This window comes from Chloroflexota bacterium, assembly GCA_034717495.1.
Taxonomy (GTDB): Bacteria; Chloroflexota; Anaerolineae; order JAAEKA01; family JAAEKA01; genus JAYELL01.
Genome location: JAYELL010000001.1, coordinates 197,445 through 220,980, shown reverse-complemented (window position 1 = coordinate 220,980; position 23,536 = coordinate 197,445). Strand labels below are relative to the sequence as shown.

Annotated in this window: 15 protein-coding genes; 6 read left to right on the top strand and 9 right to left on the bottom strand. The window is 56.8% G+C overall.

All coding sequences use genetic code 11. The annotated features are described in order from the left end of the window. The 3 genes from U9R25_00860 to U9R25_00850 all read left to right on the top strand — a co-directional run. Positions 1–1,211, top strand: a 1,211-nt coding sequence (locus tag U9R25_00860) for a PKD domain-containing protein (GenBank protein MEA3334431.1), incomplete at its 5' end; no start/stop codon positions are given. A gap of 380 nt (positions 1,212–1,591) precedes the next feature. Then, positions 1,592–5,137, top strand: a complete 3,546-nt coding sequence (gene nifJ, locus U9R25_00855; GenBank protein ID MEA3334430.1) for a pyruvate:ferredoxin (flavodoxin) oxidoreductase — start codon at positions 1,592–1,594, stop codon at positions 5,135–5,137. Between the two features lie 107 nt (positions 5,138–5,244). Next, positions 5,245–6,234, top strand: a complete 990-nt coding sequence (locus U9R25_00850) for a dihydroorotate dehydrogenase-like protein (protein MEA3334429.1) — start codon at positions 5,245–5,247, stop codon at positions 6,232–6,234. 246 nt (positions 6,235–6,480) lie between these two features. On the opposite strand, the gene U9R25_00845 is transcribed toward U9R25_00850, so the two are convergent. The 4 genes from U9R25_00845 to U9R25_00830 all read right to left on the bottom strand — a co-directional run bounded on the left by U9R25_00845 (position 6,481) and on the right by U9R25_00830 (position 11,977). Next, entirely contained in the window at positions 6,481–7,452 is a 972-nt protein-coding gene (locus tag U9R25_00845; protein MEA3334428.1) for an NAD-dependent epimerase/dehydratase family protein, read from the bottom strand. Between the two features lie 52 nt (positions 7,453–7,504). Then, positions 7,505–8,659, bottom strand: a complete 1,155-nt coding sequence (locus U9R25_00840) for an adenylyltransferase/cytidyltransferase family protein (GenBank protein ID MEA3334427.1) — start codon at positions 8,657–8,659, stop codon at positions 7,505–7,507. 154 nt (positions 8,660–8,813) lie between these two features. After that, positions 8,814–9,068 carry a hypothetical protein gene (locus tag U9R25_00835; protein MEA3334426.1) on the bottom strand — a complete coding sequence of 85 codons (255 nt, stop codon included), beginning with the start codon at positions 9,066–9,068 and terminating at the stop codon, positions 8,814–8,816. 434 nt (positions 9,069–9,502) lie between these two features. After that, positions 9,503–11,977, bottom strand: a complete 2,475-nt coding sequence (locus U9R25_00830) for a hypothetical protein (GenBank protein ID MEA3334425.1) — start codon at positions 11,975–11,977, stop codon at positions 9,503–9,505. Positions 11,978–12,210: 233 nt separating this feature from the next. Between U9R25_00830 and U9R25_00825 the strand changes: the two genes are divergently transcribed. Then, entirely contained in the window at positions 12,211–12,900 is a 690-nt protein-coding gene (locus U9R25_00825) for a YdcF family protein (protein MEA3334424.1), read from the top strand. Positions 12,901–13,083: 183 nt separating this feature from the next. On the opposite strand, the gene U9R25_00820 is transcribed toward U9R25_00825, so the two are convergent. The 4 genes from U9R25_00820 to U9R25_00805 all read right to left on the bottom strand — a co-directional run bounded on the left by U9R25_00820 (position 13,084) and on the right by U9R25_00805 (position 19,594). Then, a complete protein-coding gene (locus tag U9R25_00820; GenBank protein ID MEA3334423.1) occupies positions 13,084–16,779 on the bottom strand; it encodes an ABC transporter permease subunit in 3,696 nt (1,231 codons plus the stop codon). 97 nt (positions 16,780–16,876) lie between these two features. Continuing rightward, positions 16,877–17,500, bottom strand: coding sequence for a GNAT family N-acetyltransferase (locus U9R25_00815; protein MEA3334422.1), 624 nt, complete (start codon positions 17,498–17,500; stop codon positions 16,877–16,879). After that, a complete protein-coding gene (locus U9R25_00810) occupies positions 17,487–18,056 on the bottom strand; it encodes a GNAT family N-acetyltransferase (GenBank protein MEA3334421.1) in 570 nt (189 codons plus the stop codon). Before U9R25_00810 ends, U9R25_00815 begins: the two co-directional genes overlap by 14 nt. A 386-nt stretch (positions 18,057–18,442) precedes the next feature. Next, positions 18,443–19,594, bottom strand: a complete 1,152-nt coding sequence (locus U9R25_00805; GenBank protein ID MEA3334420.1) for a M20/M25/M40 family metallo-hydrolase — start codon at positions 19,592–19,594, stop codon at positions 18,443–18,445. 170 nt (positions 19,595–19,764) lie between these two features. On the opposite strand from U9R25_00805, the gene U9R25_00800 reads away from it, so the two are divergent. Then, positions 19,765–21,135: a M20/M25/M40 family metallo-hydrolase gene (locus tag U9R25_00800; protein MEA3334419.1), complete on the top strand. Its 1,371-nt coding sequence runs from the start codon at positions 19,765–19,767 to the stop codon at positions 21,133–21,135. A gap of 60 nt (positions 21,136–21,195) precedes the next feature. On the opposite strand, the gene U9R25_00795 is transcribed toward U9R25_00800, so the two are convergent. Then, positions 21,196–21,507, bottom strand: a complete 312-nt coding sequence (locus U9R25_00795; protein MEA3334418.1) for an isoamylase early set domain-containing protein — start codon at positions 21,505–21,507, stop codon at positions 21,196–21,198. 180 nt (positions 21,508–21,687) lie between these two features. On the opposite strand from U9R25_00795, the gene U9R25_00790 reads away from it, so the two are divergent. Further along, positions 21,688–23,394: a CRTAC1 family protein gene (locus U9R25_00790; protein ID MEA3334417.1), complete on the top strand. Its 1,707-nt coding sequence runs from the start codon at positions 21,688–21,690 to the stop codon at positions 23,392–23,394. The last annotated feature ends 142 nt before the right edge of the window (positions 23,395–23,536 follow it).

Here is a 23,536-nt window from a genome sequence, read left to right as displayed (position 1 = left end):
CGGTCACCTTCACCAGCCGTTCTACACCGGGCAGCAGCCCCATCGTCAGCTACCACTGGGACCTGGGTACCCGATCAGCCTCAGCTGCATCCACTGCCGATGTCAGTGTGACGACCAGTTTCAGCCAACCTGGCACCTACACCATCCGGCTCTCGGTCACTGACGCCAACGGCCTCAGCGACGATGACACCCACCAGATCACCATCGCCCAACAGGCTCAGCCACCAACGGCCTTGATCGAGGGTCCGACCCAGGCCAGCGTCGGCGAGCCGGTCACCTTCACCAGCCGTTCTACACCGGGCAGCAGCCCCATCGTCAGCTACCACTGGGACCTGGGTACCCGATCAGCCTCAGCTGCATCCACTGCCGATGTCAGTGTGACGACCAGTTTCAGCCAGCCGGGCACCTACACCATCCGGCTCTCGGTCACTGACGCCAACGGTCTCAGCGACGATGACACCCACCAGATCACCATCGCCCAACAGGCTCAGCCTCCCACAGCCAGGATCGAGGGTCCGACCCAGGCCAGCGTCGGCGAGCCGGTCACCTTCACCAGTCGTTCTACACCGGGCAGCAGCCCCATCGTCAGCTACCACTGGGACCTGGGCACCAGGGAAGCTTCCGCAGCACCGACAGCCGACGTCAGCGTGACAACCAGCTTCAGCCAGCCGGGCAGCTACACCATCCGGCTCTCGGTCACTGATGCCAACGGTCTCAGCGACGATGACACCCACCAGATTACCATCGTCGAAGCCGTGCAACCACCGGTCCAGCCGGTACCCCCCGTTGAGCCACCAGTCCAGCCGATACCGCCTGTCGAGCCACCAGTAGTACAGCCAATGCCACCGATCGAGCCGCCGCCATCCGGTGGGGAGATCGAGGGTCCCACCTGGACCCTGGTATCACCCAGCCCAATGGTGCCGATCACAGCCAACTTCATCGGTGGCACCATCACAGGCCATGGCGGGTGCAACCAGTACAGCGGCAATTACTCTCTCGGCGGCGATGGACAGATTTCTGTTTTCGGCCTGAGCAGCAGCCAGATGGCATGCCCGCAGGAAGTCGCTCAGCAAGAATCCCGCTACCTGAACATGCTTGGTTCAGCCAACCGCTACCAGATTCAAGGAAGCAATCTCACGCTGCAATCTGCGCAAGGCTCTTTGGTGTATAGCTCACTAAGCGCAATGCCAATGCCAATGCAATTCAACTAGGAGGAATCCCCCGGAATCGATCCGCGTGACGGCGGAAACCAACCCTACACGATCTCGAAGAGCGCTCGCAGGCTGAGTGCTCTTCTTTATTTTTCGTCAATTTCGATAAATCACCGCAGGATAGTGCAAATTTCAGAAAAAACCTGAAATTAGTGCTCTACATATGACCTAGATCATGGATAGAGTGACGAATCCGAGGTATGATGAGTGTTGGCACTTGGATTTTCCCTGGCAAAAAAGGCCAGAATGCTGCAATTCAAGACAATTCACACTCCAGGAGAGACGCGGAAGCTCTCGCTGCTCCGGGAGTGTGCGCTCCGGAGATCAAACCATGGTCTCGGTGGCGATAGCAAAATACAGAGTCTAGCTAGGAGATATCGATGAGCGAAAGACAAACAGTAACAATCGATGGTAATGAGGCAGCCGCGTATGTTGCCCACAAAACCAACGAGGTGGTTGCCATCTATCCGATCACACCTTCCAGCCCCATGGGTGAATGGGCCGACCAGTGGTCAGCTGAAGGCAAGACCAATATCTGGGGAACGATTCCGTTGGTGGTGGAAATGCAATCTGAGGGAGGCGCCGCAGGAGCCGTTCATGGCGCCCTGCAGACCGGTTCCCTCACGACGACTTTCACCGCATCCCAGGGTCTGCTACTGATGATCCCCAACATGTACAAGATTGCCGGCGAGCTAACGTCGACCGTCTTTCATGTTGCAGCGCGCAGTGTTGCCGCCCAGGCCCTCTCTATTTTTGGCGAACACAGTGATGTCATGGCTACCCGCGCAACCGGCTGGGCGCTCATGCCCAGTGGTTCGGTCCAGGAAGTGATGGACGTGGCACTGATTGCCCAGGCCTCCACATTAGCCTCGCGGGTGCCCTTCATCCACTTCTTTGACGGCTTCCGTACCAGCCATGATATCAACAAGATCGAACTGCTGGCCGACAGTGACATTGAGGCCATGATCGACGACACGCTGGTGCTGGAACACCGTGCACGGGGCTTGACACCTGAACGGCCGGTCATCAGGGGAACCGCCCAAAATCCCGATGTCTTCTTCCAGGCCCGGGAAACCGTAAACGCTTTCTACGACAAGATCCCCGGTATCGTCCAGGAAGCGATGGACAAATTCGCAGGGCTGACCGGCCGCCAATACAAGCTCTTTGACTACTTTGGTGCACCCGATGCAACCCGGGTCATCGTAATCATGGGCTCGGCCGCCGAGACGACCCATCAAACCGTCGATTATCTGGTGGAGCAAGGGGAAAAGATCGGCGTACTCAAGGTTCGCCTTTACCGTCCCTGGAGCGTGGAGCATTTCGTCGACGCGCTGCCAGATACCGTGGAGGTGATAGCCGCCCTTGACCGCACCAAGGAACCGGGCAGCGGCGGCGAACCTCTTTACAAGGATATTGTCACCACATTGGTGGAAAGCGGGCGGAGTGACATCAAGGTAATTGGTGGGCGCTATGGTCTGTCCAGCAAAGAGTACACGCCGGCTATGGTCAAGGGTCTTTTCGAGGAGATGTCAAAGGATTCGCCCAAGAACCACTTCACGCTCGGCATCAATGATGACGTCACAAATACCAGTATTGACTACGATCCCGGTTTCAATATCGAGGCTCCCGGTGTCGTGCGAGCCGTGTTCTATGGCCTGGGTTCCGACGGCACCGTGGGAGCCAATAAAAACTCCATCAAGATCATCGGCGAGGACACTGACAACTTCGCCCAGGGCTTCTTCGTGTACGACTCGAAAAAAGCAGGCGCAACAACTGTTTCACACCTGCGATTCGGGCCAGAGTACATCCGCCAGCCCTATTTGATCGACGCGGCCAATTTTGTCGGTGTGCACCAAACCATCTTCCTGGAACGCTATGACGTGCTACAGAAAGCAGCCCCCGGCGGTGTGTTCCTGCTGAATACCTACCATGACAGGGATGAGGCATGGAACGCGCTACCGAGGGTTTATCAGGAACACATCATCGAAAAGAAGCTGAAGTTCTACGTCATCGACGCGTATGAGGTAGCCAAGGCCACCGGCATGGGGGTGCGCATCAACACCATCATGCAGACCGCCTTCTTCGCCATTTCGGGTGTCCTTCCGCAGGATGAAGCTATCGAGGCCATCAAGACCGCGATCAAAAAGAGTTACGGCAAGCGTGGCGAGAAGGTCGTCCAGATGAACTTCGCGGCTGTCGACGCAGCCGTCGAAAGCCTGCACAAAGTTGAGATACCGGACGAAGTCACCAGTACCCTGGAGCTTCCGCCCATGGTACCTGAAGAAGCGCCCGAGTTTGTCCAGGAAGTGACTGCAACCATCATGGCGGGCAAGGGTGACGATCTACCCGTCTCCAAGCTCCCGATCGACGGCAGCTATCCGACAGCAACCACCCAGTGGGAGAAACGCAATATCGCGCTGGAGATTCCTATCTGGGATCCCGACGTTTGTATTCAATGCGGCAAGTGTGCCATCGTCTGTCCCCATGCCGCCATCCGCGCCAAGGTATATCCGCCGGAAGCGCTGGCAGGGGCCCCCGAGAGCTTTTTGTCGGCCGAGTGGCGGGGCAAGGAGTTCCCGGGCTGGCAATATACGATTCAGGTGGCGCCTGAGGATTGCACGGGCTGCTCGGTCTGTGTCGAGGTGTGCCCGGCCAAGAACCGACGCGAGCCCAAGTTCAAGGCTATCAACATGGAACCTCAGCCGCCCCTGCGCGATCGCGAGGTGGAAAACTATGACTTCTTCCTTGGTATCGATGAGGTCGATCGGACCAAGGTCAACCTGGGCCAGGTCAAAACCAATCAATTGCTCCAGCCTCTGTTCGAGTACTCGGGTGCATGCGCTGGTTGTGGCGAGACTCCTTACATCAAGCTGCTGACACAGCTTTTCGGGGACCGACTAATTATCGCCAATGCCACTGGCTGTTCTTCTATCTACGGCGGCAATCTGCCGACCACGCCCTACGCCGTCAACGCCGACGGACGTGGACCTGCCTGGTCCAATTCCCTTTTCGAGGACAACGCGGAATTCGGTTTTGGCTTCCGCCTGACCGTTGAAAAGCAGATTGAGTTTGCCACTGAGCTGCTCAAAAAGAATGCCGACATGCTTGGTGCAGGCCTGGCTGAAGATATTCTCGACGCCGATCAGTCTGACGAGGCTGGCATCGCGGCGCAACGAGAGCGTGTGGCAGAGCTCAAGACTATCCTGCAGAACGCAAACGGTGCCAAGGGGTGCCAGCAACTGCTTAGCCTGGCAGATGTTTTTGTCAAACGATCGGTCTGGATCCTGGGCGGCGACGGCTGGGCCTACGACATTGGTTACGGCGGCCTCGATCACGTGCTGGCCTCGGGACGCAACATCAATGTACTGGTGCTGGATACCGAGGTCTACTCCAACACCGGTGGCCAGATGTCCAAGGCGACCCCAAGAGCCGCAGTGGCCAAGTTCGCTGCGGCAGGCAAGCCCTTGCCCAAAAAGGATCTGGCAATGATCGCCATGAGCTACGAGAATATCTACGTAGCACGAGTGGCGATGGGCGCCAATGACCGGCAGACGGTGCGAGCCTTCCTGGAAGCAGAGGCCTACGATGGCCCCAGCCTCATCATTGCCTACAGCCACTGCATTGCCCATGGCTTCAACTTGACAGACGGCAACGAGCATCAGAGGATGGCTGTGCAAAGCGGCTACTGGCCACTGATGCGATACAATCCCGAACTGGCGGATGAAGGGGAAAACCCGCTGCAACTGGACAGCCGGGCTCCCAAATTGCCCCTGAAGGATTATGTCTATAGCGAGGCCCGCTACACCGTGTTGGCCAAGACCAAACCTCAAGTCGCGTCAGCGTTGCTGGCTCTGGCCGAAGAGGATGTCCGGAGCCGCTGGCATCTTTACCAACAACTCGCCAAACTGGATTACAGCGACGAGTAGGAACCTGATCCCGGTTTTTGGATTGGCAATTCAGATTTGGACCCCGGCCGAACAGTGGACCTTGATCTGGCTTTGCCAATCCAAATTCCTGAACTGGAGGAACTCACATGAACCTTACTACCCAATACATGGGTTTTGAATTGAAGAATCCCATCGTTCCGTCCGCATCGCCTCTGTCGGAAGACATCGACACTATCCGGCGCATGGAAGAGGCTGGAGCCGGCGCCATCACGCTGCATTCGATATTTGAGGAACAACTGGCGTTTGAGGCGGCCGAGCTGTCCCACTTCCTAAACTATGGCACCGAAAGCTTTGCCGAGGCTCTGAGCTATTTCCCGGAGACCCACGAACATAACTTCGGGCCCGAAGAATATCTGAAACACATCCGCCTGGCCAAGGAGACTGTTGATATCCCCATCATCGCCAGCCTGAATGGAGTTAGCGATGGCGGTTGGATCGACTATTCATCCATGATCGAAGAGGCCGGTGCGGACGCCCTGGAAATCAATCTTTACTTTCTGCCCACCAAACCAGACCTGACCAGCGCAGAGGTCGAGAGTATCTACCTGAACGTACTAAACAATGTCAAACAACATATCAAGATTCCTGTAGCGCTGAAGCTCGGTCCTTTCTTCAGCGCCATGCCGAACATGGCCTATCGATTGGCCGAAGCTGGTGCAGATGCGTTGGTACTGTTCAATCGCTTCTACCAGCCCGACCTGGATATCGATGAGTTGACTGTTGGCCCGCGGCTGGTGCTCAGTACTTCGAACGAGATGCGCCTTCCCCTGCGCTGGATCGCCATTCTCTATGGCAATGTGGATGCTTCCCTGGCCTTGACCACAGGTATCCACACCCCCCAGGATGTGTTGAAGGCCATGATGGCCGGTGCAGACATCGCAAACGTGTGCTCGTCGCTTCTCGTGAATGGGGTCGACCACATTGCGACCCTGCTGGATGGGATTGTGGCGTGGATGAACGAGTATGGGTATGAGTCTATCGAGGAAATGCAGGGCACCTTGAGCCAGCGAAGTGTTGCCGAGCCCGCGGCCTTTGAACGAGCCAACTACATGAAGACCCTGAAGAGTTACTCTTAGCCGATTGAACCGACTAAGTCTGGCGCTTCATATCTCGGTGTGGAGCCTGCTACTCAATGACTGGAGTTACGCAGTTCTGCCGACCGCCGTCCGTGGTCTTCTATCTGCCGTCTGTGGGCGAATTGTTTCCTGCGTAACTCCACTTAATAAAAGAAGCAGGTCCGGGTTGACCCTGGACCTGCTTCTCAATTCCTGGGGAGTTAATGGCGTGCGACGATGGTTATCGGTTGCCCCACAACCGATCGTTCAGGCCGCAGCCAGGGCTTGCTGTATTTTCACCTGTTCCTCGATCCAGGGATATGTCTTGCCAATGCCATCTTCGAGCGAGTAGCGGGATCGCCAGCCAGTGGTGCAGATGCGTTCATTGCTGAAATTCCTTGATTGCACGCCCACAGGTCCGGCCACGTGCTGGATTTTGATATCCTTGCCCGATTCCGCGATGACCGTCTCGACCAGTTCGTCGACGGTGACGTATTGTGGACTTCCTATGTTGGCTGGGCCCTCCAGCGATGAATGCATGAGCGTATAAATGCCATCGACCATGTCGTCCACGTAGGTATAGGATCGCACAGCGGTGCCATCTCCCCAGACCTTGACCGTCCCGCCATCTTCAGCCTCCGCTACCTTGCGGCAGATTGCCGCCGGCGCCTTCTCCCGCCCCCCGGTCCAGGTGCCCTCGGGTCCGTAGCAGTTTTGGAAGCGGGCAATACGAACTATCATACCCCGGTTGCGCTCATACGCCTGGGCGATCCGTTCTGCATATAGTTTTTCCCAACCATATTCATTGTCGGGGTTGGCCGGAATGGCCTGGGCCTCGGTCAACTCGGGCTCGCCCACTTGCATATCCCGGTAGATGCAGACAGAAGAGGAAAAGAAGTATCGGGGAACGCCCATGGCGGCGGCCGAATGAGTCATGTTCACATTGATAAGGGCATTGTTATGCATGATCTCGCATTCGGCGGTCGAAATGAAGCCCATGCCGCCCATATCGGCGGCCAACTGGTAAAGCTCGTCGAAGCTACCGCCATCAAGCGTCAACGCAGCGCGACAGTCACCTTCATTGCGAAGATCAAGCAGCTGGAAGTCGTCGGCTGCCGTCTCGGCATACTCGTGCTGCTTGATGTCTACTCCCCGCACCCAAAAGCCTTCTCGCTTCAATTTCTTTACAAGATGGCCGGCGATAAAGCCGCCGGCTCCACAAACAAGGGCTGTTTTCATGAATAGCTCTCCTGTGAAAAAAAGTCCTTCCGCTGCCTCAAACTGGTCGGCGTCAATCGCTCTTTCGGCGAACGACTACACGAACCGCGTTGTCGACAGGGGTATCCGATACCAAAATCAAGTAGCCCCCACCACCAGCGCCCGACACTTTCCAGCCGAAGGCCCGATGCCGGTACTGCTCGATGAGTTCCTGCATCATCTGGTTCATCATGTTGGGAAACATGGCCACCTGTGCCTCGAAACCCAGGCGTAAGGCTTCGCCGAATCGGCGCACATCCCGGGCCAACATGGCATCCCAGCACAAATCGGTGGCTCCAGCCAGCGCTTTTGCGCCTTCACTCGTGATATTTGTGCCGCTCAAGACGCTGAAATCGGGTTGGCGGGGCCCAAGGGGAATCAAAAACAATGAGTTTTCAACAAAACGAAGGATGGCGTCATCGTGGACCGACTCGATTTGGAGGGGCCAGTATTCCCCCTGGTAAAAGGATCTGTTCAAGCCCGGAAATACCAACCCAATAGCATCCTGTGAACCGGAGATCTCTTCTGTACCCGGGGGATTATCGCAGCAGAATAACGTCCATGCTACTTTTTCGTAGTCGTCGACCGGAAGACGGGATCCCCATTGTTTGATGGCAGTTCGCCGGGTACTGGTTGCCATCCCGCTGCGCTCATTGAACTCTATGGTGGGTTCCAACGAAATTGTTATCACGTAGCCAGGATAATGCTCCGACACCCATGGTTGGTCCAACCACCCGCCCGCAAGATCGATTCGATAAGGTATCGTATTGATGGCTCGCAGCGTCGTGGTCGATCGAGCAGCGAGGCCGGGCTGCGGTTCCCGTCTGAGAATGAGGTATTCGATGCCCAGTTTCCCGGCCAGGGCACGCTTGTCAGGTGTGTTCCCATCCTCGTTGACAATCAGGATGTCGGGCATCAGCTCATGGATTTCTTCTTCGAAATCAAGCATGCCCGAACCACGCGAAATGAAGGCATCGGTGACCGATGAAACAGAACCCACCATGAACAGCCGCTCTTCCTCACTGTTCACCGTCGGCCTTCCCTTCAAATCGAAGATGGTCTGATCAGATCCTATGGCCACATGGAGATCACCATGGGAGGCAGCTTCCTGGAAAAAGGCAATGTGCCCACTGTGGAGCATGTCGAAACAGCCGGAAACAAGGACTTTTTTGGGGGCGTGAGTTGCCATCGGGCGGGCTTTCTCCTGACCATTGCTGGCGGGACGGCGGAAATGACCACGCCATTATAGGCCAGCGAAACCCAGGGGTCAAACTTTCTACCCCTTCGATGGCATCAAATATGACGGTTGTACAGCGAGGCCATGAACGGCAGCAAGGTGGGAATCAATCGTCCTGCCGGCGTTGCCAGGTGATGAACACAATGGCAGCACCAGCTGGCAGAGCCGAGGTACTACAGAAACCTGCCACGAACTCACCTACATCGTCAAGGAGTTCGTCTACCTTGACCCGGAGTTCGCGACCGTTTTCTCTGGTCAACTCTACATCGAGCGGTTCCCCATTGCAGGCTGCAAACGACAGCGCGATAGCAAGCAAGAGTGCAAACAGTGGTAACAGCAATGAACGGTTTCTGCTATACATATCTTCAGCACCTACCTCCGTGAAGGTTTCACGACTCAATTATACCACACCGTTTCTGCTCTGTCGCTCGCCAGGTGCCTCGAACAGTCTGGCCGCCCGACACCGCCCACTTCGCTGACGCTCCGGGGTGGTTCCCCAAGGGCACCTTCTCACGGAGCGCTGGCCTCCCGGTCCGCCTGGCTAGCTCACGCATCGTCTGCTACCTCACGGTACGCCTGCTGGCGTGACGGTGAGCGCAGCCGAAGGGACCTGTGCTGAGCGGTATCCCGAGCGTGTCGAGGGGCGAAGTTGAAGTCTGACGCTGATCGATCCAAACAAGATCAAAAAAGATCAGCGTGAATCTGCGCCGAAGGTCTGCGTAATCAGCGTTCCTCTGGCTTGTCCGGGTTAGATTAGCTGGAAAGGCGAAAGACAGGCCAAAGTCCCTGATCCACTCACAAATTCAAACCCTCACTTGCACTGGCTGGCTTGTGCAAAAACAGGGTAACCCAGGCAAGGCCATAGGCAAGCGCACCTAACGACAGAACGACGGTGAAGCCATAAGCCAGGGCCAAAATCGCCGCCATTACTGAGGCGACCACCGATGCACAGCCATTGACGGCCCAGGCCCAGGCCACCAATCCAGGCGCTTTCCCTTCCAGCCATGCCAGGCCCAACGGGAAAGGCATTCCCATCAAGACGCCAAGAGGTGCCAGACTCAGGCCGGAAAGAAGGGCTCTCAGGCCGAACGGCAGACCCAGTAACAGGTCGGAGATGAGAGCGATTACCCATGGCGTAAGTAAGGCCACGATCACCAGCGCCCCAACCAGTCTTCGCGAGGGAAGATCAGGTTTGCCCGAGAGAATCGAGCCGATCCCTGAGAAAAAGAGCAGTGAGATCACCACGACGGCAAAGGCATAGGTAGGATGGCCCAATATCAGGATCGAACGCTGAATGAGAGGGATCTCGACGAACAGGAAGGCTACGCCCAGAAGACTGAAATAAAGCAGTGTGCGCGCCACTGCCGGCCAACCCGGCTGGCCAATCTGAGCGTTTCCAACCCATAACAGAGGGGCCAGAATCATAAGGATACTCAGCACCAGCACCAGCGCCAATAGAGCTAACAGAAGCAGATAGCCGCTGCCCCCGAAAGGTTGCCAACTTTGCCCCAGTTGACCCAACACCTCGCGCGTTTGACGCCATGTGAAAAAATGAAAAAAGAAGGGATGATCGTCGGTGGCAGGCCGGATCGCATATGGGTTCACCTGGTAAAAGCGTTCCCGTTGATCCGGATCCAATAGAGTCCTGGTCGCCTCAAAAAGAGCTGGTTGCGAAAGCCGGTTATAGCGGTTGACTTCGTTCTCCTGAATATCGGGAAGCCATACCAGGTCGAATCGTTTTTCCTCGGCAAAACTGCGCAGAGCAGCCAGTTCTTGCGAAGTCCATCCACCAGGCCGGAGCAACACAGTGATCGTCTGGATGCCGCGCAGCGCCGCCAACGAGTCACCCGGCGATTCGACTCCCTGGTCAACGAGTGCTTCTATCGCAGTGGCAAGCAGCTTGACGTCCTCGCTGGGCGGGTTTTGGAGCCAGCGCGTGGCCACCAGTAGTCCATCATAGGAGAGGCGCTCCAGCGCGGCAGCCATGGCTTCTTTCGTCAATCCGTAGGTCTCGCTCAAGCTGTAGGCGCCGCTGGTTACCGGGCGATAGGAATCGGCCAGCGGGAACAACACGATATCGTAGCTATCGCTGTCCTGCTGGAGAAATACCCTCGGTGTTTCGATGACCGACCTGACCCGCTCGTCCTCGAACACATTGAAATCGGGGGCCATGTTTGCGACAGCCCGAGCCACAAGACCGTTTTCCAACACCGAGGTGACACTCTCCGCGTCGCCTGCCAGCGCCTGCAGCACTGCCAGACCCGCGGCAGGGTTGACCACCAGGGTCTTGGCATTTGGGCGAAGCTGAAAGGCAATGGCTTCGGGCAAATAGCCGGCCGCCGGGAATGTCTCCGGCGTCGCTTCGGTCAAGGGAGAGACTGTATTGGCATCAACGGCTACGCCCTGCTGTTCCGGTATCGTGCCGAAATAGGTGTAGCTCAATCCAGGCAGTTGACGAATACCGGCCTGGGAGATTCCGTCGACCCTGGAGATTGCATTCCAACCCTGAAATTGCTGCTGCGCACCGGGATAGCGAAGGGCATTTGCCAAGCCCTTGTAGGGAGAAATGGTCATTCCCAGGATGGCGCGACCTTGCAGATTGAACCAACCAAGGACTGAAAGCAGTGTCAGTACGGCTGCCAGCAACAAGGCGGTGATCCATCGGCGATCCGTGGTACCGACTGGTGGTCGCCCCCGGACAAGAATGACCGCCAGCAGTCCGATCATGCCAGCCGCCAGAGCCCCACCCGGCACCCCCGCCAGGGCAAGAATCAGCGGAGCAAGCAGGGCTCCGATGGCCGATCCAATCAGATTGGACGCATAGACAAGATGTGTGTATCCGGGGCTCTTGGCCAACCCACCCCCGATACCGAGACCACTACAGACAAAAGGCAGGGCGAGAGCCAGGTAGTAGAGCAAAAAAAGGGGAATTTGGCGCCGGTCCCAGGCAATGCTGTAGCTGTCGAAGGGGATCAGGTTGACGACGAGATAGGCCAGGCCTGTGGACAGAAGAAAGGCTACACCGACTCCGGCAAGCAATCGTTCTACCGGCAACCGCTGCAGACGGGCGCTGACGGTCAATAAGGAGCCACTGGCACCGAATCCCAGTAGCGCCAGGCTGATAACCAAAAAGGCGAAATGATAGAACTGGGCGACCGCCAAAAGCCGCAACAGTGAGCCTTCCAGAATCAATGTCGCAGCCGACAGTGCGGCAACTGCGGATAACACGCGGTAGTTGATGATCGGTTGGCTGGCGGTCTTGCTGCTCATCGGCAGCCATTTCCTTGCGCGATGATCGGTGTTTACGATAATTTCCTGCCGTCATTATAACACCATGAGGGAACTCCATCAACCAGGATGCGCCAGAAGATTGCTTAACGCATGCTTTCGCATGGGTCCATCCGTGGTGCGACGTATTCCCTGGGGAATTGTTGCCAGGCGAGGATACATACAGCACCAATCCGGTTTATGAGGTGGGCAGGAAATGTGCTACACTTGACAGCATGAAACGGTTCAATTTCCTGATCGCTCTGGCCGCTTTTTCCGGCGCCAGCCTCGCCTGGATCATGAGTGCCTTCGTGCCGAGGCATCGCCCCGTGCGAGCGGCCGATGTGATCATCGTATTGGGTCATCCCGCCGTCGATGACGGCAGCCCCAGTGCTGCCATCGAGGAAGAGATTACGCTGGCTGTCAACCTCTTCAATGCGGGCAAGGGCAAGGCCGTGATCGTCTCGGGTGGCGCTGTTCGCAACACCCATATCGAAGCTGAAGTCATGGCCGATCTGGCCCGTAGACTCGGCCTGCCGGCAGGAGCCCTTGTTGTTGAAGCCAACTCGCGCGATACCATCGAAAACGCCGCCTATTGCCGGCGAATTATGACCGATCGCGACTGGCATACGGCTATCGTGGTGACAACCCCCCACCACGTGCGGCGCGCCGACAATATCTTCGACGCCGAGGGCATTCGGCACAAAATGGCCTATCCGGCGACAAGTTACGAGTTTGCGTCCTGCTCGCGCCGCTTGAGGGCGCTTGGCTACGAGGTGATAGGACTTGCCTGGCTGTTCGCGTCCAGGAAATTAGGACTAAAACCGTTCTGGCAGGTTGCGCCGCGTCATGGCGGAAAAACCCTTTGCGAAGATGTCAGCCAGCCCGGTCAAGAGAAAGATGAGACGTTGCATTATGTCGGTTGACGAGGACAGGCCGGAAAACCCTGAGGATAATACGACGGGTCCCTCAAAATCAATTGCGCTGATCGTGAGTGGTCTTTTATTGTCCCTTACTACCTGCGCCATGATCGCCATTGTGCTGAGAACATTGGGTATCCTATAGGGCCACAGCCGGAACGCTTGCCATCAACAATTGACCATTGTCAATTAATAGCGGTTTTCCCGGCCTATGATCATCAACGCCAGGGCCAGGGTCTTACCAGCCATCTCAAGGTTATCGGCCGATACAGTTTCCATGGTGTCTTCAGCTGTGCGAGCTGTCCCCTGCCAGTCTTCCCACGTCAGGCCAATGGTTGGTGCCTCCTGTCCGAGATCCCCAGCTCTACCGGAACCCTCGGCGAAAACAATGCTCAAATCAACGGCGTCCTCATTGCGCACGGTAGCGGCGCCCACTTGCCGGGCTGCGCTTTCGAAAAGTTTGGCCAGCCGCTGATTGCCGCCCGCTGTGATCTGGAGTCGTTCACCGCTGCCGCCCAGGCCCCGCAGGTGAACAATCGCCTCTACCTCCAAGGTCGTAGCAAATCCAGCCTTGGCCTGGAGGAATTTACTGACATCATGAGGTTGAACAGATTCACCACCCTCCCGGCCCTCACCAGAATAGGCAATGAACAAAAACGTTCGATAGGGCTGATAATCAGATTGCTGGAGGACGCGGATTGTCTCCAACATCACGCCAATTCCGCTGGCATTGTCGTTAGTTGCCGGGCAACACCCTGTCGGTCCAAAGGGAGGGCTGTCGTACTGCGCCAAAACGATGACTACCTGGTCGTCCATCTGAAGATCACCGGCAGTAGCGCGTCCGGATACGCCAGGCATATGCCCAATCACATGGTAGGCCGGCTCATGATCGAAAATCTTGCCAGATACGGACATCGCCACAGAGCCGTTCGCATCGACTACCTGAACTTCATTCCTGCCAAGACCGCGCCTGCGTGCACGAAGGCTATCGAGGCTCTCGCCCGAACCGTTCAGCAGCCTCTCGACAAGTCCCTCACTGATTCGAAAGGTGGGAAAATCACCACCGGTACGCCTGTTGGTGCCAAAAGCGTCCCATGCTCTCGTACGGGTCGACAGTGTATAATGCCTGCGAAGATCCACCGGATCCTCCGCGAGGACCAGCAATCCGGCAATAGGAATGTCCCTGAAATAGGATGCCTCCTGATCGGATAGTACCAGCACGATATCCTCTGACATGACCTCCTCGCGCAGCGCCGGGAACGACTTCTGATAATTGCCAGGGTCCAAATCATTGGCAAGGACCACCCGGACATCCCCTTTTGCCTCACCGATATTGATATACGGCGATGGATACTCGATATACTCATCCATGTACACAGCTGGCGCGCCGCCGTCCTCGACGACCAGTTGGGGCAATCCGTTGAGTTCCATATAGGCTCGCTGGCGGGTTTGAAGATAGCTCATCTTTTCGCCCGCCGGCTGCAATCCGAGCACCTTGAACTGGGCGGCAACGTAATCGGCACCAGCAGCCAAACCCGCCGTTCCGAGCTTGCGGTCTTGAAATTCAGGACTGGCCAACGCCTGAACGTGCTCGAATGATCGTTGTCCATCAAACAGAGCGGTCTCCTGCTTGTAGTAGGCAATGGAACCCGTGTTGGTCTGGACCCAACCAATGGCCAACAAGGCCACCAACCCTGCGCCGACGGTATAGCGATTGACAAGACGATTGAGTCCGATGCCTACCGTTTCAACCATGCGTCGGAGCCCCTCTCCAAACAGATTGAAGCCTACAATTGCCAGGAAAAAGGCCAGGGCTGGATAGATCGCAACCCACGGATAGGCACGAGCATAGGCTCTGACACTGCTCAGCAGCGAGGCCCATTCCGGGACGTCGGAGTAATGATATGGCTGGCCGGCGATGTCGAGTTCCGCGAAGGCACCGCCTCCGATAAAGATACCGATGAAACCAAGCTCGCCAAGGAGCATCAATACGGCGCCCATCTCCAGCGCCGCCAGGGAAATCACGCCCGGCAGCAGGTTGGGCGTCACGTGCCGCACGAGCAGGCCTGGCGTGCGCAGACCAACTGCAACTGCGCTCTCAATATACGCTTTGTGCCGGATAGTCATGACCTCGCCACGGACGTACTGCATAATCTCGCCCCAGCCAGCCAGGCTTAGCGCGATAACGAATGAGAGCATACCGTTACGAATACCCAGCGCCAGAATAAGGATCATTGCCAGCAACAGCATGGGGAAGGCGGCAAGGATCTCGACCAGACCCATCAGAAGCCGATCGATCCATGAGCCGCTATTCCAGCCGGCGATGGTGCCGAGCAGGCTACCCAGCACAACCCGGGCCAGCACTACCAGGACAGCCAGAATCATAGTCTGCTGCAAACCTGCCAGGATCAGGCTCAGAATATCGCGTCCCAACACGTCGGTGCCCAACGGATAGGTCCCACCTGGCTCGAAGGGAGGCATCAGGAACTCCCCGTCGACGATCTGAAGGCCCTGGGTCAGGTAGGGATTGTGAGGGGTGAAACGGGGCCCAAAGATGAACACCGCAAGCAACAGCATGACTAACATCAAACCGAGCATAAAGGGCGCGTTTCCAAGCGTGCCGCGCCACCAGGCCCGCCGCCGCTCGGCGGAGAATTTCTCAGCACTAACCTCTGGTTGAGTCGTGTAATCCGTCGGGAGGGTGGCGAAAGGGCTGGGAGCCGGCTCTATGTTGCGACCCTGCCACCAGTTTCGCAGGGGATTGTAGCGTATCCAATCTGTCACCCCTCTCCAGAAATCCTGCAGTCGCTCGAGAACACCGCCGCCCCCGTTCTGGCCAACCCGCTTTTCCTGTTCCCTCAAGCGAGGGTCGACTACCCGATAACTCAGGTCCAGCAACAGGTTGATCAGGATAAAGAGAATTCCCAGGCACAACACCAGAGCAACTGTCAGATCATCATCCTGGATTGTTATCGATTTGAGCAACGCCCAACCCAACCCGGGCCACCCAAAAAAGTACTCGATGACCGGAAGGCTGCTGAGGGCAAAACGAGTGGATACTCCGATGGTGGTCAGAATAGGTACGGCCGCGTTTTTGAGAACATATCGCCACCAGATCTGGCGGGGCCAAAGACCCTTCCCCCGGGCCGTGCGTACGTAGTCCTGGTCCAGGATATCACCAACGCTGATGAATGTCATCCGGGCAATCTGAGCGATCGGGCGGGTCGCCAGAACGATGGCCGGCAAAAGGATATGTTTGTCCCAGCCAAAGCCTCCGATGGGCAAGAGAGGCCTGCCGGTCGCCTTTGCCGACTCTACCATGAGGAGTTGTAACAACAGGGCCGCAAAGAAACTGGGGATTGAAACACCGATGACCGACACGACAATCATCACCGTGGACCAACCGCTCCGCCGCCAGTTGGCGCTCCAGATACCCATCAGAATACCCACCGCTGTGGCGATAGAAAGGGAAACCGCCAACAAACCGAGGCTGTTCTTCAAAAGGCCCCAAAGCACTTCTGAGACGGGAACGGCCCTGGGCTGCAAAGTTCCTGGTTCGGTCAAGCCGAGATTCCCTTGCAGCAGGTTGCCGAGATAGGCCAGGGACATCTCGATCGCATCGCTGATCGCCGTAGCTAACGAGGTACCGCGCGCCATTTCCAGGCCCCAGAATGTCAAAAACGTGATCGCCCCAAGGATCACAGTGCCAAAGAGCAGCCTTCGCAACAGGAATACAATCAAGGAAACCGCTGTGGATTGCCGAAAATCATCCAGTCTTCGCGCAGAAGACTTTTTGGGGTCACTGTCCATCGCATCTGAGGGACGCGAGGGATCGTCAGGCAATTGAGGGGGAAGAGGATTCTGAAAAGACGAAAGTTGCTCCATGAAAGAGGTGCCATTCACCTTTAACCAATACCGCAATAGGCCGGTCCAGGTTCATTATCTGGTGATTCGGTCGCCGGACGGGGGAAAACTGTCGTGGCTATGGGGCAGGGGGTTGTTCCGAAGCTTCCCGGGTGGAAACGCGGGGACCGTTTTCCCGGCTAAGTGGCGGCACATGGATGATAACGTCCACCTGGGTGCCGTGCATTTCCCAGGTGACGTGATAGGGCGAGTAACCCAGGAGGCGCCACACGGCCCGGTTATCGCTGCGAAAGGTCGCCGTCAGACGGTTCATGCCATGGATTCGAGCTTGATCGAGCACGTAGTTGAGCAGACGCGACCCGATTCCGCGCAGTTGCAGATCATCGCGAACGACCACAGCAACTTCTGCTGTATCGTCCGCCACTTTGGCCAGGCGAGCCGCCGCGATCGGCGCTGCCTGCTGATCCGGGAGGTCAGCAAAAGCCAACCACGCATACTCTTCAGGTGGTATCCTCTCTGCCAGCCGGTCCGCCTCGACCATGACGCGTTCCCGGTCTGGGCGGTCCAACACCTTGGAAAAGCGCTGAAAACGACTCTGATCACTGAGGTGCTCAAAAAGATCGACCAATAAAGGGGCATCGTCGGGTCGCTCTGGCCGCACCCAGATCCTGGTCCCATCATCGGCCTCAAAAACGTATTTCGATGCCAGTCCTGCTTCCAACGCGGACTCATCCTTCATCATGGCCTGCTCCAACGAACTGTTCACTCGATTGAATATCCACAGAAATATCGGCGGTGCTACCAGACACGGTGACGCTAACCCGATAAGGCAAGCTTCGTAACATGGCCCAAACCGCTCTGTTGTCGGCCCGGAAAGAGGCCTTGATCGTATTAAGCCCCTCTGATCGGAGCTGCTCGACCACAAGCGCCAGGAACTGGGTGGCGATTCCATGCCGCTGAAGATCATCCCTGACACTGACAGCCAATTCAACAGCATCCGGATCTGTTCGCACGAAATGCGCGCCAGCTATCATGGCGTCCTTCTGGTCGGGCAGATCAGAGAAAGCCAGCCAGCCACCCCCTCGCTCACTCGAAAGTTGCACCAATCGCTGGGCCTCCCGGCGCACAACAGCGGGATCTGGGTTATTGATCACCTCGTTAAACCGTTGGTAGCGACTCTCCGGCCCCATATGCTCAAAAAATTCCAGAAGAAAAGGAACATCATCTGGACCTTCTTTTCGCACCCATACGGCAAGACCGTCATCGGTCTCGAATGATAACTCCCGTTCAATGTTCATTGCTCACCCGTTGAATGACGTGTCATGTTGATGACGTGTCATGTTGATGACGTGTCATGTTGATGACGCGTTGTGTCATGGAGAGTATAACACGCCCACCACGGCTTTGCAAAGAGTAACAACCGCCCGCGAAGACCGCCGCTGCCTTATGCCCTAACGGTAACAGACTTCCCTGTGCTGCCTAACCTGGACAAGCCTGAACCTGTGCTGAACGAAGCCGAAGTACAGGACTTTTTGCCACGAATTGCACTATTGCACTAATGAAATGAAATCCGGAGCAAGAATCAGTGCGAAGAAGTAGGTCAAAATGCAATTTTGTCCTGGCAAGATGCAATTGGTGGCAGATCCTTTATCTCGCCGGGCAAAAAAAACGGGCGTCCTGGTACTTAAAGAGGAGGAGCCAGAACCAGCAGCGCCAACAAGGCAGCACGCTCAACCATTGCATCCCCGTCAGCAAATTCATGCCGGGCATGGGCCCCGTCCCCAACGACCCCAAGGCCATCCAGTGTTGCCGTGAACTGACTGGTCGTGTTGCCGTCGGATCCCCCGCCCGAGGCCCCTTCCTCCAGATCCAGATCGATCGCCTTCGCCAATTCGCGTGCTGTCTGCCACAACTTTCGGTTGCGGCGTGTCCGCTCCAGCGGCGGCGCTTCTCCCACCTTTTCGACCATAACACGGGTACCGGGGGTCACTGTCTCCAGGGACAGAATCCTGTGAGCGACCTCCAGCGCCTCGATCGAAGTGAAAAATCTTACGTCCACTTCAGCGACACACTTGGCTGCTACTACGTTCGCGCCCGATCCACCGTTTACTACGCCGACATTGACCGTAACGCCCCTGGTCGGATCGTTCAGAGCGAACAGTTTTTGAATGATGTGAGAGAGCTCGAGAATTGCGCTTGCCCCCTCTTCGGGCGCCAATCCGGCATGAGAGGCCTTGCCCAAAATGGTTACATCGAAACGCATGAACCCTTTTCGCCTGGTTTTGAGTTTCCCTCGTGCTCCCAGGGCCGGCTCCATCACGAATGCACGATTGGCCACGCGCGCCAGCATCTGAATGTACCTGTGAGAATCAATGCTGCCCGTTTCCTCATCGGAATTGACGAGCACCAGCGGAGTCACTTCAGGCACCAGTCCCAGCGCCTGGATGGCCTTGAGAGCGAAAATGGTCTGAGTAAGCCCCCCCTTCATGTCGAACACGCCGGGCCCTCGAATAATCCGGCCGCTACCTTCCACAGGCATGACTTCAAGCGTGCCAATCGGCCACACCGTGTCGCTATGACCCAGAAGCAATTGTACAGGCTGGAAGCGGCGGCGTGGAGGTCGGGCGAGGAGAATACCGCCGCTATTCGACAGCTTGATGTGGCGGATGCGATAACCGATGTCATGCAATTGGGCGGCAAGAAGGGCAAAAACCACCTTCTGGCTTTCCGGTACCAGAGTTGGTGATTCTGCCCGGGCCAGTTGCCCCAGGAACAAGGCCATCTCCTGGCGGCAGCTCCCCAGGTAATCTACAATGTCCTGTGCCGCAAAACACATCTTCCCAACACCTGTCCTGCACTGCCCGGCAAATTGCCGGAATTGCACAATTTATGGTATCGTTCACCAGTAAACCGCGAAAACGGGGCAGGAGTATGCCACATCCTCGCCCCATAGGCAAAAGCTGAGTGATTGTCAGCGACGCATTCGAACCAGGAAAGAGCCTGAACATGAACTTCGAACAATTTGACAGCTATCTGGAACAGAATCGACAGAACATCCTTGATAACCTGGATGAATTTTGTCGAATTGCCAGCGTATCAGCGGAGGGCGGGCCCGCGATGCGGCAAGCGGCCGGCTTTACCGTTGACTTGTGTCACGACGCAGGTCTGACCACCAATCTGGTTCCCCAGGGTGGAGGACCACCCCTTATCATTGCCGAAGCCGGCGACGGACCCCGCTGCCTCATGATCTACAACCACTATGACGTGCAACCCCCTGACCCACTGGACCAGTGGCATTCGCCCCCGTTCGTGCCAGAGATCCGGGACGGAACGTTCTTCGCACGCGGAGTGGCCGATAACAAGGGAGACCTGTTGGCCCGGCTCACCGCCATCAAGGCTTTCCAGGATACGTCAGGTCCATTGCCCCTTCGTATCCTCTACATCATCGAGGGCGAGGAAGAGATGGGTAGTTCGCACCTGTTTGGTTTTGCCGCCGAAAATGGGAACCTGATCGGCAAAGCCGATGGCTGCCTCTGGGAATATGGCGAAAAGAGCACCGACGACCGGCCGGTGGTCAATCTGGGCGTCAAAGGGATTCTGCCGGTGGAGTTTCGGGTGAGTACCGCGGCAACCGATGCCCATTCCGGATATGGCGGAATCTTGCCCAATGCCGCCTGGCGATTGGTCGAGGCACTTGGCACCCTTCGCGCCTCCGATGGTCAGATCACCGTCGATGGATTCATGGACCACGTGAGGCCTGTAACGCAGGCCGATCGAGCCCTGCTTGAGACATTGCCCTTTGATGACAAGGCGATTGAAAATTCCCTCGGACTGCACCAGGGTCTGCTGGGCGGGTTGAGCGGCAACGCTGCCCTGGAACGCCTCCTGATGGCACCGTCGTGCTCAATTAACGGCATGTTGAGTGGCTACACTGGAACCGGCTCAAAAACAGTAGTCCCTGCGACCGCCATGGCGAAACTCGACTTTCGCCTGGTCCCCGATCTTACCCCCGATCTGGCTCTGGGCCTGTTGAGAGAGCATCTCGACCGTCGCGGCTTTGACGATGTAGAAATCACGAATTGCCAGGATGGCTTGATACCCTCCCGCACATCCCCCGACGCTCTGATCGCTCGGGCGGTTGTTGGAGCGTTGAGAGCAGTCGATCAAGCCGAACCGTTGGTCTATCCATCGGCTGCCGGCAGCGGTCCCATGCACGAACTCTGTGGCATTCATGGCGTACCGGTAGCGTCTACCGGCGTCGCATACTATGGCAGTCGCGTCCATGCACCGGATGAGAACATTCGGCTGGATGATTTTTTCGAGGGAATCAAGGTTGTGGGCAGGTTGATCGATGTCTTCGCCAATGCCTCAGATTGAGAGCGGCGGGGCGACGCGGTTATTGAGCAAACCAACGTTTTGCGCACGAGGCACGACCCATCATTCGTCGCTCGCCGAAGGAACCTCGGTGAAGAGAACGGAGTTATGACCGCCGTGGGGGTTTTCCCAATAGGCATCGGCCTGGTTATCGTTCAACCACTCGCCATCGCAGAAATAGCGGAATCCGTAGGCCGGCCCCGCGGGCAGGTCAAGCACGACGACCCATCGCCCATTCGAGTCTTGCTGAAGGGGATGAGACCTGCGATTCCAATCGTTGAAATCGCCCACCAGGTATACCTCAGAAGCCCATATCTCTTCTGGCAGTGAAAAGGTCACACGGCACACCGTATCGGTGTCACTTTTTGTAAACAACTTTTGAATCATGTCCCTCTGTTACGTTTGGAGAAGTTTGACGGATGCTAACACACAAGTCAGCACCTGTCAAAACTCTCTTTCGTCCGAGCTATCGTATCATTGTGCCAGGAACGGTGAAGATGCTGATCGCCCGCCAACCACTTTTTTCCGCCCGACGATTCGCGACCGGAGTGCCCCATGAAATCAATACCCGCATTTTCCCCGCTTGCCAGGCCAGTTAGTCGCCTGTCTGCTATCCTCCTGGTTTCAGCCCTTTTGACAACCGCCTGCTATCCGCCAGCAACCCCCGCCCCTCCACCGGTTGCCACAACCAACATCGTGCCGGTAGTAACGGAGTCGATTTCTTTTTTCGAAGCATCTGAGCCATGCGCTGAAAGATTCTTCGTCCATACCCTGGACCACGAAACGACCGTGCCGGGCGAGGCCGTGGAGCAATTCGAAGCCAACGGCGCCGGTGTTGCAATCAACGATCTGGATGGCGACGATGATCTCGACATTGTCCTGGCAAACCACGCCGGCATGAATACCATTCTGCTGAATCAGGGAAACCTGGAGTTCGAGACCCTGACACTGCCCCATGGCGACTCCAGGGCCGTCTACATCGTGGATGTAGATGGCGATGGGTTGCAGGACATCGTGTTTACCCGCCGCACTGGCGCCGTCAACTACTGGCGAAACACAGGCCAACCGGGAAAAGAACGTTTCCAGCAGGAGGTTCTACCGGGTATTGCAGCGCTGGCCTACGCGATGAACTGGGGTGATCTCGACGGAGACAACGACCTGGACCTGGTAACCGGGTCCTACGACGCCAGTCTGCTGGTCGATCTGGGCAACGATTTCCTGCTCGGCGGCGGTGGTGGAGTCACGGTCCACGAAAACCGTGATGGCGCCTTCAGACCCCGGTCATTATCCGAGCAATCCCAGGCAATGTCGATCATACTCTTCGACGTCGACAACGATGGGCTGAAAGACATTGTCGTGGGCAACGACTTTTCTGTCCAGGACCAGATCTGGTTGAACGACCGCGGGGATTGGCGGGCGGTCATACCCTTCGCGAGTACCACCCGCAGTACCATGAGCCTGGACGCGGGCGATATCAACAACGACGGCCTGCTCGATTTGTTCGCCACAGACATGATGCCCTACAGCGACGACCCGGCAACCATGGCAGCCTGGGAACCGATCATGCATGATATGGACCATGAGATGGATCCCGATGACCCGCAGGTAATGCGTAACGTTCTCCAGATCAACCAGGGTGGCGATTTTCAGGAAGATGCCGAGGCACGAGGGGTGGAAGCAACAGGTTGGAGTTGGTCCAGTAAGTTCGCTGATCTGGATCAGGATGGCTGGCTGGACCTGTATATCGTCAACGGCATGATCGAAGCAGGACTTTTCAGCCACCTTCCCGATCACGAACTGGTTGAGTCCGACCAGGTGTTTCGCAACCTGGGAATGGGCCAGTTCCAGGCCGAGCCTGGCTGGAATCTCGGTTCTACCGGCAGTGGACGGGGCATGAGCCTGGGAGACATGGATGGCGACGGCGACCTGGACGCAGTGGTAAACAACTTGCGTGGCCCGGCACAGCTATTCGAGAATCGGCTCTGCGGAGGTGATAGCCTCCAGGTTGATCTTTTCTGGCCCGGCAGCAAAAACAGCCGAGCCCTGGGTAGTACCATTGCTCTGGAAACCAGCATTGGCCTGTTGACGCGGGAAGTGCGAGCCGGCAGTGGTTATCTCTCCGGGGATCCCGCCCGCACACATTTCGGCATCCCCACGGATGCCACGATCCCCAGGCTCACGGTCACCTGGCCCGACGGTGGTAGCTCAGTTATCGACGATATCGCAAAGAACGAACTCGTACAGATCACGCGCGAGGATTGAAAAGACCTTGCAGGACTTGCAAAGAAATGTTATCATACGCAATACACACCTGCTCGACAACCACAGAACACCCAGATCACCATTCGTAGCAGCCTTCCGGCTACAAAAGCTTTGGCATTTGTCAATTCGCCATGGATTCAGT